15 protein-coding genes are annotated in these 13,759 nt (G+C 63.7%); 6 read left to right on the top strand and 9 right to left on the bottom strand.

Going from position 1 to position 13,759, the window contains the following annotated elements; genetic code table 11:
- Positions 1 to 31: 31 nt before the first annotated feature.
- Both R3P95_RS20695 and R3P95_RS20690 read right to left on the bottom strand, forming a co-directional pair.
- Positions 32 to 751 (bottom strand): ABC transporter ATP-binding protein, encoded by a 720-nt coding sequence (locus R3P95_RS20695; RefSeq protein WP_317549306.1) that lies wholly within the window; start codon positions 749 to 751, stop codon positions 32 to 34.
- 3 nt (positions 752 to 754) lie between these two features.
- On the bottom strand, positions 755 to 1,615 hold the full coding sequence (locus R3P95_RS20690; protein WP_094670773.1) for an ABC transporter permease: 861 nt from the start codon (positions 1,613 to 1,615) through the stop codon (positions 755 to 757).
- A 115-nt stretch (positions 1,616 to 1,730) separates the two neighbouring features.
- Here R3P95_RS20690 and R3P95_RS20685 point away from each other — a divergent pair, with 115 nt between their 5' ends.
- Both R3P95_RS20685 and R3P95_RS20680 read left to right on the top strand, forming a co-directional pair.
- Entirely contained in the window at positions 1,731 to 2,261 is a 531-nt protein-coding gene (locus tag R3P95_RS20685) for a GNAT family N-acetyltransferase (protein ID WP_317549305.1), read from the top strand.
- Positions 2,262 to 2,351: 90 nt separating this feature from the next.
- A complete protein-coding gene (locus R3P95_RS20680; RefSeq protein ID WP_317549304.1) occupies positions 2,352 to 3,434 on the top strand; it encodes a ParB/Srx family N-terminal domain-containing protein in 1,083 nt (360 codons plus the stop codon).
- Positions 3,435 to 3,477: 43 nt separating this feature from the next.
- On the opposite strand, the gene R3P95_RS20675 is transcribed toward R3P95_RS20680, so the two are convergent.
- Genes R3P95_RS20675 through R3P95_RS20665 form a run of 3 tightly spaced genes read right to left on the bottom strand, consistent with a single transcriptional unit; the run spans position 3,478 to position 5,654 of the window.
- The gene (locus R3P95_RS20675) at positions 3,478 to 4,134 is read right to left on the bottom strand and encodes a nitroreductase family protein (protein ID WP_094670769.1); all 657 of its coding nucleotides are present in this window, start codon (positions 4,132 to 4,134) and stop codon (positions 3,478 to 3,480) included.
- Between the two features lie 7 nt (positions 4,135 to 4,141).
- A complete protein-coding gene (locus tag R3P95_RS20670; protein WP_317549303.1) occupies positions 4,142 to 5,128 on the bottom strand; it encodes an alpha/beta fold hydrolase in 987 nt (328 codons plus the stop codon).
- 16 nt (positions 5,129 to 5,144) lie between these two features.
- Positions 5,145 to 5,654, bottom strand: a complete 510-nt coding sequence (locus R3P95_RS20665; RefSeq protein WP_317549302.1) for a hypothetical protein — start codon at positions 5,652 to 5,654, stop codon at positions 5,145 to 5,147.
- A gap of 190 nt (positions 5,655 to 5,844) precedes the next feature.
- Between R3P95_RS20665 and R3P95_RS20660 the strand changes: the two genes are divergently transcribed.
- Positions 5,845 to 7,047 (top strand): vWA domain-containing protein, encoded by a 1,203-nt coding sequence (locus R3P95_RS20660; protein WP_317549301.1) that lies wholly within the window; start codon positions 5,845 to 5,847, stop codon positions 7,045 to 7,047.
- A gap of 44 nt (positions 7,048 to 7,091) precedes the next feature.
- Here the strand turns inward: R3P95_RS20660 and R3P95_RS20655 are convergent, their stop codons facing one another.
- Positions 7,092 to 7,730, bottom strand: a complete 639-nt coding sequence (locus tag R3P95_RS20655; RefSeq protein WP_317549300.1) for an isochorismatase family protein — start codon at positions 7,728 to 7,730, stop codon at positions 7,092 to 7,094.
- A gap of 124 nt (positions 7,731 to 7,854) precedes the next feature.
- On the opposite strand from R3P95_RS20655, the gene R3P95_RS20650 reads away from it, so the two are divergent.
- Both R3P95_RS20650 and R3P95_RS20645 read left to right on the top strand, forming a co-directional pair.
- Positions 7,855 to 8,835: a GlxA family transcriptional regulator gene (locus R3P95_RS20650; protein ID WP_317549299.1), complete on the top strand. Its 981-nt coding sequence runs from the start codon at positions 7,855 to 7,857 to the stop codon at positions 8,833 to 8,835.
- Positions 8,832 to 9,665: an adenylate/guanylate cyclase domain-containing protein gene (locus R3P95_RS20645; RefSeq protein ID WP_317549298.1), complete on the top strand. Its 834-nt coding sequence runs from the start codon at positions 8,832 to 8,834 to the stop codon at positions 9,663 to 9,665. Before R3P95_RS20650 ends, R3P95_RS20645 begins: the two co-directional genes overlap by 4 nt.
- Here R3P95_RS20645 and R3P95_RS20640 read toward each other — a convergent pair.
- The 3 genes from R3P95_RS20640 to R3P95_RS20630 are packed head-to-tail and all read right to left on the bottom strand — an operon-like array spanning position 9,662 to position 12,755.
- A complete protein-coding gene (locus R3P95_RS20640; RefSeq protein ID WP_317549297.1) occupies positions 9,662 to 9,976 on the bottom strand; it encodes an AtuA-related protein in 315 nt (104 codons plus the stop codon). The genes R3P95_RS20645 and R3P95_RS20640 overlap by 4 nt on opposite strands.
- Entirely contained in the window at positions 9,973 to 11,325 is a 1,353-nt protein-coding gene (locus tag R3P95_RS20635) for an acyclic terpene utilization AtuA family protein (protein WP_317549296.1), read from the bottom strand. The genes R3P95_RS20640 and R3P95_RS20635 overlap by 4 nt, the downstream gene beginning before the upstream one ends.
- Complete coding sequence (locus tag R3P95_RS20630) at positions 11,322 to 12,755, bottom strand: CitMHS family transporter (protein ID WP_317549295.1); 1,434 nt, start codon at positions 12,753 to 12,755, stop codon at positions 11,322 to 11,324. The genes R3P95_RS20635 and R3P95_RS20630 overlap by 4 nt, the downstream gene beginning before the upstream one ends.
- A gap of 82 nt (positions 12,756 to 12,837) precedes the next feature.
- On the opposite strand from R3P95_RS20630, the gene R3P95_RS20625 reads away from it, so the two are divergent.
- Positions 12,838 to 13,731, top strand: a complete 894-nt coding sequence (locus R3P95_RS20625; RefSeq protein WP_317549294.1) for a LysR family transcriptional regulator — start codon at positions 12,838 to 12,840, stop codon at positions 13,729 to 13,731.
- Positions 13,732 to 13,759: the final 28 nt, after the last annotated feature.

Below are 13,759 nucleotides of genomic sequence, written 5' to 3'. Positions count from 1 at the left end.
AAAGATCCTTCTTATGAGAGGAATTGATCGGTCAGTGGACGCCGAGGGCGGACAGCAAATGGGTACGAATGCGGGAGAATCCGGCTGTTCCCCGGTCGCGCGGACGAGGCAGATCGACGGTGACGGTCTCGGCCACAGCACCCCCGTCGAGCACCACCACCCTGTCCCCCAACGCGATTGCCTCGTCGACGTCGTGGGTGACCAGAAGGATGCCGAAGTGGTGCCGTCCCCACAGGTCGAGCAGGAGTGACTGCATGGTCAGTCGAGTGAGTGCATCGAGCGCCCCGAACGGTTCGTCCAGGAGCAGCAGTTCCGGCTCCCCCACCAACGCCCGCGCCAGGGCTGCGCGCTGAGCTTGCCCACCGGACAACGTGAGAGGCCACGCGTCTCGCTTCTCGGCCAGCCCGACTTCGGCGAGCGTTGCATCCGCCGCGGTCAGCGCGTCGTTGCCGGTGACGCCTGCGGTGTTCAGGCCGTAGGACACGTTCTGGCGGACCGATCGCCACGGAAACAGCCGTGGTTCCTGGAACGCCACCGCGGGATTCCCGGCGACGTGCCGCTCACCCGTGTGGTCGGTCGACAGCCCGGCCAGAACGCGCAGGATCGTCGACTTGCCGGACCCGGATCGTCCGACGAGCGAGACGATCTCGCCGCGTTCGATGGACAGGTCGACGCCCTTCAGCACGTGGCTGGATCCGTAGAACTTCTCGATCCCGTGCAGGGTGGCAACGGACGTCGTCGTCGCAGTCATGATTCAGACATCCAATCGGTAACGAAGAGCCCGCTTTTCGAGGATGCGCACGATGCCGTCGGTGGCGATTCCCATCAGCGCGTAGACAACGAGCCCGAAGATGATGGTGTCCACGCGCAGGAAATCCCGCGCATTGTTGATGATGTAGCCGAGCCCGGATTCGGCATTGATCTGCTCGGCCACGATCAGCGACAACCACGCAATAGCCAGCGATTGCCTCAATCCCACCAGTAGTTGCGGGGCGATGCTGGGCAGGATGATGGTGGTGAACCGCTGACGCCACGAGAAGCCGAGTACGACGGCCGTGTCGAGGAAGTCGCGATCGATCTGGCGGATCGCCGAGAACGTGTTGAGGTACAGCGGAAATGCAACTCCGAGAGCCACGAGCAGAATCTTGGGAGTCTCGCCGATCCCGAACCACAGGATGAAGAGCGGGATCAGCCCGAGGTGCGGAAGTGCCCGCAGCATCTGCAGCGGCGGATCGACCGTTGCCTCCGCCAGCTTGGACAGTCCGACGAGCGCTCCGAGGGCCACCCCGATCACACCGCCCAGCACGAGTCCCTGCACCACACGGGTTCCGGAGACGGTGAGGGCATCGGCCAACTCTCCATTGCGTAGCAATTCGAGGCCCGCGTCGAAGATCAGCGATGGCGCCGGCAGTACTCGTTCGGAGAGAACTCCGGCAGCACTGGCAATCTGCCACAGGACGAGGAGGGCGACGGGTGAGAGAACGCGCACGACGGTCCATCGGTACCGCTGCCACACCGACTGTTTCGGCGAAACATGCGCGGGGCCGCCGTTGGGAACGTCGCTGACACGCGTGTCCACGGGTGCCGCGGGAACGGCGTACGACGTCACGACCATGGGTACAGGCCTTCCGGTTGAGTGCGAGCAGGTTCGACTACTCACCTTCGGTCAGACCGGGGCCGAGGACCAGGGTTCGAATCAGCGTGAATTTAGGTCGGGCAGAATTGCTCTCATGAACGTCGAGCCCATCCATACCGAGCGCCTGACGCTGCGCCTGTACGAACCCGACGACGCAGACCGGATTCTCGCTTACTACAGCGACCCCGAGGTGTGCCGATACCTTCTGCACGAAGCGTGGACACACGCCGATGCCGTTGCTGCGGTGGGCAAGCGGATGAAGCGAACCGGATTGAACACTCAGGCACTCGCGATGGTCGTCGAACACGAGGGGACGGTGGTGGGCAACGTCGAGGCATGGTTGATCGACGGGTCACCGGCTCTCGTCGAACTCGGGTGGACGTTCTCTCCTGCCGTGTCCGGCCGCGGATACGCCACTGAGGCGGTGAATGCGCTGATCGAGCACGTGTTCTCGCTACCCCAGATTCACCGTGTCAGCGCGCAGCTGGACGGACGCAACGACGCCTCTGCCCGCCTGGCCGCGCGGGTCGGGATGCGGCAGGAAGCGCACTTCCGCCAGAACTGGTGGTGCAAGGGTGAATGGACCGACACCCTTGTGTACGCGATGTTGCGCGAGGATCGCTGACGTCCATCATGCGACGTTCACCTCTGCGTTGGTTCCACGACACCGACCGGTGACCGGACTGGGGCACTCTCGGAAACTTCACTCGAACTCATGGGAGTTTTACCGATGGCCTCGCTTCGTAGAGCTGCACTGTTGGGCACGCTCGCACTGATCTCTATCGCATCCACGTCGCTGGCCGGCGTTGCCACTGCCGCGCCGGCACGGACCACATCGCCGCTGTGCCAGGTCGCAGACCTCATCCCCAGCGGATCGTCCTCGGGCCTCGGTTACCAATGTGCCGAAGCCGGTCAGCTTCTCGATCTCCCGATCGGTGAGGTGCGCGCGACACAACCGTCGCTCGGGTACGACGAGGTGTACTACAAGCTCGGTCGGTACACGCTCGGCAAGGACGAGATCAACAAGAAGTTCGACGACTGGTGCGAGGCCAACGGCCAGGAAGAGGCCGCGTCGGCGATGCCCGATGCGCGACTGGACAATCCGTCGTCGTTCACCTGCACTGTGCCCGTCGGCCAGGAAACGCCCGACACCATCGCGCCCATGAAGACCGTCGTCATCGGCCCGGGCGGCGTGCCGTACTTGACCGACGGACACCACACGCTCACCTCGTTCTACGAAACGGCCGACGGTGGACCGAATCTGCATCTTCGTCTGCGGGTGGTCGCGAATCTCAGCGATCTGAGCACCACCGATTTCTGGGCGCGGATGAAAGCCGAGAAGTGGGTGTGGAACTACGACGTCGACGGCAACGAGGTTCCGGTGGAGCAGCTCCCGTCGGGAGTGGGACTCGCCAAGTTTCAGAACGACAGGTACCGCAGCCTGACGTACTTCGCCCGCGACATCGGATTCACCCCTGGAACCATCCCGTTCCAGGAATTCTATTGGGGTGCATGGGTTCGCGACTCCGGCGCAGCCGATATCAGCGGCTGGGACAGCAACAACCTCACGAGCTACCTGAGCACCGTCGAATCGGTCTCGCGCGCCCAGGTCGCGACTCCGAAAGACGCGGTGATCGACAGTGGCCGCACCGCAGCGGAACTCGGTGCACTGACCGCGTGGAACGACGGCAAGGCAGCCACGAAGGGTGAATTCGGAAAGCTGTCGGCCCAGTACTCGGATGACAAGCCTGGCAAACTGGCCTACGCCCTGCAGTACAAGATGGGGCTGCCCAGGTAGTGCTTTTTCGACGCGAACATGAATCGGACGGGCTGCGCGCGAATCACCAGCGGTCGACGTGCAGCACCGTCTCGATCGGATCCCGAGGAGCGACCTTGAAGGTCTCCCCCGTGTAGTACGCCGTGGGAATCAGCGCACCCTGATGGAAGTCGTCGGGGATGCCGAGCAGTTCCGAGATCTCGGCTTCCTTCGCGAGATGAATTGTGGTCCATGCTGTTCCGAGACCACGCGCCCGTGCGGCCAGGGCGTAGTTCCACACCGCGGGTAGCAACGAGCCCCACAGACCGGCTTGATTGCCGGCCGGGAGCGTCTTGCCGGCCTGGATGCACGGAATCAGCAGAACCGGAACCTCACCCATGTGCTCGCCGAGCCAGCTCGCACTGTCTCCGACACGCTTCTGGACCGAGGCACGTTCTGGGTCGTCTGTGAACAGGGCCGACGCAGAATGCTTGGACGCCTGATACGCGGTGAACAGTTCGCCGTAGATCGCACCGATCCGAGCGCGAAGATCAGGATCGGTGACGACGATCCACTGCCACCCCTGCTTGTTCGATCCGGACGGGGCCTGCAACGCGATCTCCAGGCATTCCTTGATCAGTTCCATCGGAACCGGTCGCGTCAGGTCGAGACGCTTACGGACGGTGCGCGTAGTGGTCAGCAGCTCGTCGGGAGTGAGGTCGATGATCGGGAATGAAGTCACTCCTCGATCATGCACCATTCGACCCCTGCAGGGCCCGGTTGGTCAATTCATCGTTCGCAGTGTCCCAACGCGCGGCCATTGACCTGCCACCGTGCCCGTCGCCCTCGTCGACGTGAAGTGTCGATCCGGGCCACTCCCGGTGCAGACGCCACGCGGTGACGGCGGGTCCGGACACGTCGCGTCGGCCGTGGATCAGGACGCCCGGGATATCGCGCAGACCTGCGGCGCGGTCGAGCAGAGGCGGATCGCAGAACCCGTCGTGCGACCAGTAATGCGTGGTCAGTCGGACGAAGGCAAGGCGGAACCGGTCATCGTCCCACCTGGGATCGGGTCTGATACCTCCGGTACCGATCGAGATGTGGACATCTTCCCACAATGCCCATTCACGGGATGCGCTGTCCCGCAACACAAGATCGTCCGAGTTCAGCAGTTGGCCGTAGGCGTCGACTATTCGTCCGTGCCCGCGGCAATAGCCAACGCCGGCCTGCTCGGCGAAGGTAGCGAAACGATCCCACGCTTCGGGGAAGACCGCGCCGACGCCCTCGGTGATCCAGTCGACCTCCGCGCGGCTGGTCGTCGTGACCGACACGAGGACAATGCCGAGAACCCTCGTCGGATGCGCGAGCGCGTAGGCAAGAGCGAGAGTCGAACCCCAGGACGCGCCGTTGACGATCCAGGCGTCGACGCCGAGGTGCTCGCGCAACGCTTCGATGTCGGCAATCAGATGGGCAGTGGTGTTGGTGGACAACGACGTCGAGGGATCGGACGCGTGCGGGGTGGACCGTCCGCACCCGCGCTGCTCCAATCCGATTGCGCGAACTCGCGATAGGTCGAAGTGACGACGAAACTGGCTCGCGTTCAGAGTGCCACCCGGACCGCCGTGCAGGTAAACCGCAGGCACGCCGTCTGACGGACCCCATTGCTCCCAATAGATGCGCTGGCCGTCGCCCACATCCAACATCCCGTGCTGCGTCGGGGCATCGTTCGATGTCATACCGACCATCACATCATCATGACGCCGGCAGCATCGGACGAATCGTCGCCCACGCGGACACGTCGACCCAGGAAGGGTTGGACTGCTGCGGTGATCGGAACACCTCGAGCGTCGACAGTTCCGCGATGCATTGAATGTCCGACGCAAGAATCGGCTCATCGAACAGCGTGATGTCCGTCGAGACCTTCCATTGCGGACCCGGGACGGGGGAACCGGTCAAGGTGCCGGCACCCCAGATTCCGCGTCGGGCATGGGTACTGACCCAGAACAGAACCGGCTGCCCGGGTGCCATCAGACGCGTTCGATAGTTGTCGGCGACGCACCACTGCTCGTGCGCACGTCCGGCGTCGACCATCGGTGCGAGATCGGTCTTGTGCGGATTGCACTTGATCACCCACGCACCGAGGGTCCGGTCGGTTATCGCGCGCGCCGTCATGATCGTCATCGTAATGAAGAACTGAGCAACCGCGTCGTTGCTCTGCACCGCGTGGACGATTGCCAACACATCGGGTGTGGACGGCAGCACGACTGGATCAATGAGTTGCGCTCGCCGGCTGTGCCCGAGAGATACCCGGAGGGACTCCCGCACCTACTCGGAACTCTTCGTCTCCAGTTGCACGGCGACCGTGACCGGCAAGCTGCTTGCGAAACACGTACAGCAATTCATGTCGCCACTACGCTGGCCTCATGCGTTCTCGCGAGACCGAACGGACACCATGACAACCCTGGCGCGAGGCGGAAATACCCCAATCGAGGCACAGACGTTCGAGGTCACCGTCGACGATGCCAACGGTGTCGACCTACTTGCGTTCCAAGTGGACACAGGTCGAAAAGTACGCAACGACGACGATTTCGTGTTCTTCAACCAACCGTCGTCGCCTGAAGGCGCGGTCCGACTGTCATCGACGCAGTCGATCAGCATCGACCTGAGACTCGTACCTGGAGACGTCGACGCCATCGTAGTCGCGATCGCATCGGGCAGCGCACTGTCGACTCGCGCTGGATTGATCGTAAGGTGCAGCGATATCGTCAGTCCAGCAACGGGTTTGACCACAGAAACTGCGGCAGTTCTGATCGAAATCTACCGCCGAGGCGGCGGCTGGAAGGTACGCAACGTGAGCGCCGGTTGGGATGCCGGATTTGCCGATCTAGTGCGCGAACACGGGGTCGACGTCGATGACACCGAGAACCCAAAAGTCCGTTCTGTGGCGGGCGAGGAAAAGCTGTCGATGGTCAAGCGCGAGAAGCTCGATCTCCGCAAGCATCACGTGCACAAGGTGCTGCTGAAGAAAGACGCTGTGGGGCTGCGGGCTCGCATCATTCTCGTCATAGACAAGACCGGCAGCATGAGCAAGCAGTACTCGACGCGCGTCGTGCATCGCGTCGTTGAACGCATGGTTCCTGTTGCGACCCAACTCGACGACGACGGCGAGCTCGAGCCCTACCTGTACGGCTCGTGGTACGCGCAGCTGCCGGTCATCACCGTCGCCGACACCGATGCCTGGGCCGACACCTACCTCCATCTGTACGGCCATCACGGTGGCATCGACTACTCGTCGATCGGCGGCACCAACGACGAACTGCCGATCATGAAACAGATCCTGTCCACGGTTGTCTCGCGCCAGCCCACGTTGGTGCTGTTCTTCACCGACGGTGGCTTCACCAAACGCGGCCCGATCGCGAGTTTCATGCGGACGGCGTCGAGCGCGCCCATTTTCTGGCAGTTCATCGGTGTCGGCAAAGCGAACTACGGCCTCCTCGAAAAGCTGGACACCATGGAGGGCAGGCTCGTCGACAACGCCGGGTTCTTCGCGCTCGACGACATCGACAAAGTCTCCGACGCCGAGTTGTACGAACGAATCCTCAGCGAATTCCCGGATTGGATACGTGAGGCTCGGGCGGCGAAGATAATCGACTGACGATAGATACCTCGGGTCAGTGGATCTTGAAGCCGAATGCGGACTCAGGCGGTACCCACCGCGTCGTTGCCCTGAGCCGACGAGACCACCAGATTGTTTGCGGTCAGCTCGTTTCCGTTCTTGACGGCGTCGATCCACTGATCTGTCGACGCGACCGCTGCGAAGTTCGACTGCAGCAGCACCATCAACGCCTTGTGCAGTTGCTCCGCCGAGACGGTGCCTGCCTCGTTCGAGAGATTGATCGCGCCGGTGGCGTCGGACAGAATTTCGACGGTCAGATCCAGCACCTCGGCGTCGGCGCTGGATGCGAGGTCGCAGTTGTTGGTCATGTATCCGACGATCGTGACGGTATCGATATTGTTGCCCTGCAACCACTTCGCGACACCGGTTCCGGCGAACACGCTGCTGTACTTCTTCTCGACTCGCTCGAACGAGGGTTGTACGAGCGCCTGAATATCGGGGTGCAGCTCGTACGTCGGGGTGCCCTTCACGAACGCCGGAGCGCCGTCGGGCATCTCGTGCTGCACGATCGCCACGGGAAGATCCTGCGCCACAGCGGCTTCGATCGCCCGGACAATGTTGGCCAACGACTGGTCACGAGGCGGGTACTGAATCTTCAGCACGCCCTCGAAGTACTCCTGCTGGACGTCGATGACGATCAATGCTCTGCGTGGTGCGGTCATGGTGTTCTCCTTCGACTGGCGATCTCGGTCGCTTCTCATCCTGCGGTGGCGGACTTGCTTCCACGAGTGGCACGGATGCATACTTTCGATTGATTCGGGCCAACGGTGGAGATCGGAGACAGCCATGCGAATCGCGCTCTATGCGTTCGACGGCATCACGATGTTCCACCTCGCCGCGCCGTTGATGGTGTTCGGCGAGGTGACTCGACTCGGACTCGCCCCGGATTGGGAGACGCGGGTGTGGTCCGACCGAGCCGGGTCGATCAGCACCGAGGAGGGCTTCCCGGTCGGCGAGATCGCCGGCCCCGATACCGTCGACTGGGCCGACATCGTCATCGTCACGTCGTGGCCGGAGTCGTTGCCGCACATCGGGAAAGACTTGTCGGCGGCGCTCAGCGACGCCCATTCGCGTGGAGCGGAAATCGCTGGATTGTGCCTCGGCTCGTTCGCCGTCGCAGATACCGGATTGCTAGCCGGCCGCCCGGCCGTCACTCATTGGACCAAGATGACCGAACTGCGGGAGCGAAATTCGCACGCCGGCGTCGACGAGTCGGTGCTCTACATCGATCACGGCGACGTGATGACGTCTGCGGGCACCGCGTCGTCGATCGATTCCTGCCTCCACATCGTGCGCAAACACCTCGGTTCGGCGGCGGCGACCCGGGTGGCGCGGAGTCTGGTGGTCGCACCTCACCGCGACGGTGGCCAGGCCCAGTACATCGAGCGTCCGGTCACGGAGGCATCCGGAGGTACCGCGATTGCCGACGTGCTGAGCTGGGCCTTCGAAAGACTGGACGAGCCCTTGCCGATCGAGCGACTGGCCGAACATGCACGCATGAGCCGACGCAGCTTCATCCGCCAGTTCCACCTCGAGACGGGGTCCACCCCCGCCCGCTGGGTATTGGAGAAGCGACTGAACGAGGCCAAGAGCCTGCTCGAAACGACCGATCGCAGCGTCGAGAACATCGCAGCGCTTTGCGGATTCGGCAGCGCCGTCACTTTGCGTCAGAACTTCCGCTCGGCCTTCGCGGTGACACCGACGGCCTACCGACGGCAGTTCGCCGTCGGTTCAACAACCACGAGCATCGTCGACAGGCAAAGATGAGCGACGTGATCCTGTGGATAGTTGCCGGAGTAGAGCTCGCTGCCATCATCGCGCTCGGTGTGGTCTTGATCGTCTCGCGTCGAAAGCTGAAGCACACACGTCGTGCGCTGGACCGCGCTCTCGAATCGCAGCAACGCCGTAAGCGACGCGGCATCGTGCCCTTCGCGATCAGAACCGCCTTCCACACCACGGACTTACTCATCAACAAGGGCTTCGGCGCAACGGTCCGCAACTCCGTCGAGGACCTCGCCGGCTGGGCGAAGGTGGAACGCCCCGACCTGGCGCGTATGACGGCAGACGGGGACATCGTGGTGATGTTCTCCGACATCGAGGGCTCCACCGCCCGCAACGAGGAACTCGGCGACCGCGGCTGGGTGAAGCTGCTCGAGAAGCACAACAAGTTGATCCGCAAACACGTCGACGATCACGGCGGTCACGTGGTGAAAAGCCAGGGCGACGGCTACATGATCGCCTTCTCCGACCCGGCCCAGGCCGTGCGCTGCGGGGTGAAGGTGCAGGAAGCGCTGCTGAAGAACCCCGATCGCTGGGACCGCATCCGCGTCCGTATGGGCGTGCACGTCGGCAGCTCGGTGCGCCGAGGTGACGACCTGTTCGGGCTTAACGTCGCGATGGCGGCCCGAGTGGCGAATCAAGCCGACGGCGGCGAAATACTGGTCAGCGAACCGGTGCGCAATGCCATCGGCGCCGCGCACGACCTGAGCCTCGGTACGCCCCGAGACGTCGAACTCAAGGGAATGAGCGGAACATTTCAGTTGTACCCCGTGACATTGCCGGTGCTGCCGGATGCTGAAGTCAAGCAACTCGACTAGATCTGCTCGGGCACAATCATACTCAGCAGGTGGTAGCTCAGACATTTGCCGTGTCCGTCGAGCACCGGGCTACCCGTCACTCCCCCACCGAGCACGCCGGGTAGCTCGAACACCAGTCCGGAGACCAGGGGCATGTCGGTTCGGCGTACCTCTCCCGTGACCAGCGGCGCAAAATGCGCAGCGACGGCCTCGACAGTCATTGCGCGAGTCAGCACTTCGTAGCTTTCGTCGGTCCGCGGGAAGACAGCAAGAATGAGAGTGTCGCCCTTGTCCCCGGTTCGCACGTCGGCGAGATCGTCGACAGTCCTCATACCGTCACCTCCGTGATGTGCAGGGCGGTCGTCACCTGTGCACGTGGAATCAGACAGGATCTGATAGCCAAGACCTCCGTGTTGCTGCTGCGCGCACCGCCACCGCCGGCGGGCCCGTTGGTGTAAAGACTCTCGACTTCCCAGCCGACGAGAGCCGCAGTTTCGGCGTCGGGCACCTTCGCGGTTACGCGCAGCCGCACTTCAGGGACATCGGTGGGGGCGACGAGTCCACGGAATGCAGCGCCCGCACCGATGTACTCGATACCCACGTTCTCGGCGGATATACCGTGCACCTCCCACAGTCGTTGCTGCACAATCTCTCCGGCGAGCTCGGCGCGTTGCAGCGAGCGCGGACCCGCGTAGCTGATCTGCCCCTCACCGAGCCAACCGCCCCGGAACCCGAGGGTCACTTTCAGCTCCTCTGGCCGCGTGCTGCCCGTCGCCCCGGACACCGCCACCCGATCGGGTCCGATGGTCTCGAACGAGACCCCGGTGAAATCGGCGGTTACATCCGGCGTCAGATAACTGGCGGGATCGCCGACCTCGTACAGCAATTGCTCGGCGCACGTTCGACGCGTCAGCTCCCCGCCGGTACCGTCGACCTTGCCGAATTCTGCTGTACCGTCTGCATGTACATCGCCGAACGGAAAGCCCAGATTCGCCAGACCCTGCACCGGCTTGGTGACCGGATCGGCGAAGTAACCACCGGTCAGTTGGCCCGCACATTCGAGAAGATGTCCGACGGCCGTTCCTGCACCGAGCGTCTCCCAATCCTGCCCGGCCCAACCGAACTCGTGCATCAGGGGTGCGAGATACAGCGCCGGATCGGCGAGACGGCCGGTGACGACCACGTCGGCACCGACATCGAGTGCGGGCAGCACTGCATCGGCCCCGATGTAGGCGTTGGCCGACACCAGTTCCTCGGAATGCTCCGACAGCGGGCGACCGGTCTCCCACACCACCGGGTCGATCCGTCGCACCGCGTCCAGTACGTCGTCACCGGTGACGGCAGCGATACGTACCGAACGCGAACACACCTGCTCGGCCACGCGCGCAACGACGGCCGCTGCCGCAACAGGATTCGCGGCTCCGGAGTTGGTGACGACGGTGATGCCCTGCTCGGTCGTCGCCCCGAGAACTGCACGCATCCGCGCTGCCAACAGCGGGTCGTAGCCCGCCGTGGGATCGAGCAGTCTTCGGGCCTGCCCTGTCGCCACCGTCCGCTCTCCGAGGCACTCGAAGATCAGATAGTCGAGCTCGCCCCGCTCGGCCAAGATCTGCGCCGGGTCGATGCGATCGCCGGCAAAACCTGCGCCGGCACCCAACCGGACGGTTCCGCGGGCGCTCATGACGACCACAGCGGGATCGCGCCGGTGGCCATGGCAACGCCGAGCATGCCGAGACTGATCAGCCACGCCCACCCCAACGTGTGCCGAATGTGCTTTCCGATGTCGACTTTCGCGAGACCCACCAAAAGGTAGAACGCGCCGGTCATCGGGCTGATCGGGAATCCGACCGTTTCCTCACCGATGATCGAGGCCTGCGCCAGATCGATTGCGCTGACTCCGAATTGGTCACCCACCTCGATGAGGACCGGCAGCACGCCGAAGTAGTAGGCGTCCGGCCCGAAGATCAGGCTCATCGGGACGGCGAACACGCCGACGATGAGCGGCAAGGCGGGGGCCATCGCGTCCGGAATGGCATTCGCTGCGCTGACCGCCATGGACTCGATCATGCCGCTGCCGTCGAGCACACCGAGAAGTACCCCTGCAGCCAACAACGTGCCGACCATCAGCATCGCGCCGACAGCGTGGGCCTCGATGCGGGCGGACTGGGCCTTCATTCCGCGGTAGTTGACGAGAAGCGCCACGATAGTGGCGATGATGAAGCACGTTTCCGGAGGGGCGATGGCGGCGATCAACGCAGCCAACGTCGCGATTACCAGGAAGGCATTGACCCAGAACAACTTCGGCCGCAGCAGTGCTCGGTCACTCGACGCGGTTGCCGGACCGTCCGCATCGTCGCCACCGGTCGCCGGGCTGCCGGGCTCCTCGTTCGCGTCACCGACTGCGGATCCGGTATCCCCGGATCCCACGGACATTCGTTCGGCGATTCGCGCCGTCGACTCCTCCACGACGGCCGACGCATCGCCCGCGGCGACCTTGGCCAGGCGGGTCCGCTCACGCCGACCCAGGTAGTAGGCGACGCCCAGTGCGAACACGACTCCGGCGATCTGAGCAGGAATCAACGGTACCCACAGTTCGTTGGCGTCGACACCCAGAGTTGCTGCAGCGCGAGCCGTCGGACCACCCCAGGGGACCATGTTCATCACTCCGGCACCGAGACCGACGCAGGTGGCCAGGACGAGCCGGCTCATACCGAGGCGTTCGTAGATCGGGAGCATGGCGGGGACGGCGATCAGGAACGTGGTTGCGCCGGCACCGTCGAGGTGAGCCACCACGGCGAGGGCAGTGGTCGCGACTGCCACGGTCGGCGGGGCACTACCTGCCCAGCGCACGATGCGGGCGATGATGGGATCGAACAGTCCCGCGTCGCGCATGATCCCGAAGAACACGATCGCGAAGAGGAACATCGCCGCGACGCCCACCACGCCGCCGAGTCCGTCCTTGACGAACCCGGCCACCTCGGATGGCGAGTTGCCGGCCAGGAACGCCGCAGCGAGCGGGACACCTGCGAGCGCGACGATCGCCGCAACGCGTTGGGTGAACAACAGCAGCAGAATGATGGCAATCGTCCCGAAGCCGAGCAGTGACAGCATGTGATCTCCTTCATCGAATACGACGAGTGTTGTGCAGATCACTTACTCCGTCCAACATCAGTTGGGTATAGATTCATGCATCGTGGGCATAAACCTGGGCATCGCCCATCTACGCGCCGTCGTCGCACTCGCCGATCATGCGAGCTTCACTGCAGCGGCGAACTGGCTTCAGGTCTCGCAACCCAATCTGAGCCGTACCGTCGCCGAGGCCGAGCGACGCCTGGGCGTCCGACTGTTCGTGCGCACCACCCGCAGCGTCGACCTCACCGGAGACGGACACGAAGTCACGGCCTATGCCCGTCGGGTATTGCTCGAGTTCGACGACGGCCTGGAGCAGATCGGGCGCTTCGTATCCGGTGACCGCGGAACCGTCACCATCGCGTGCCTGCCCTCGATCGCGGCGACGTTTCTCCCGCCGTACATCGTGGACTTCCGCAGCAGTCACCCCGACGTCTCGGTACACATCAGAGACGGGCTGCGCGACGACGTGGTGGCCTCGGTTCGCGACGGTTCCGTGGACTTCGCAGTCGTCGCCGCGTCGGGGCGAGCGAACGATCTGATGCGCACGACGGTCAGCACCGACGCATTCGTCTGCGCGCTACCGCCGAATCATGCGCTTGCACAACGGACAAGCCTGCTGTGGACCGACCTCGCCGACCAGCCGTTCGTCGCGTTCGGTCCCGAATCGAGCATCGCCTCGCACGTGCAACTGGGGCTCGAAAGCGCGGGAGTCGACGTCGGACCATCGGTTCAGGCGCACAACGTGGCCGCCGTGGCGGGCCTGACCGCTGCCGGACTCGGCATCACCGTGATCCCGGAACTGGTGGAGCCGATGATGTCGTTCGCGAACCTGATCTACCTGCCCATCGAGCCGACCATCCATCGGACCATCTCTGTTGTCCAGTTGCCCGGGCGTCGCCAAAGTGCAAGTTGCTCGGCATTTCTGGATATTTTGGTGCCCGCCTTGAACGAATGAATGGTCCATTCAACACGTCTGAGCGCGT

Origin of the sequence: Rhodococcus cercidiphylli (assembly GCF_033042225.1) — a bacterium.
Taxonomy (GTDB): Bacteria; Actinomycetota; Actinomycetes; order Mycobacteriales; family Mycobacteriaceae; genus Rhodococcoides.
The sequence above is the reverse complement of the archived record's forward strand: the minus strand, read 5'-3'. Positions and strand labels throughout refer to the sequence as shown.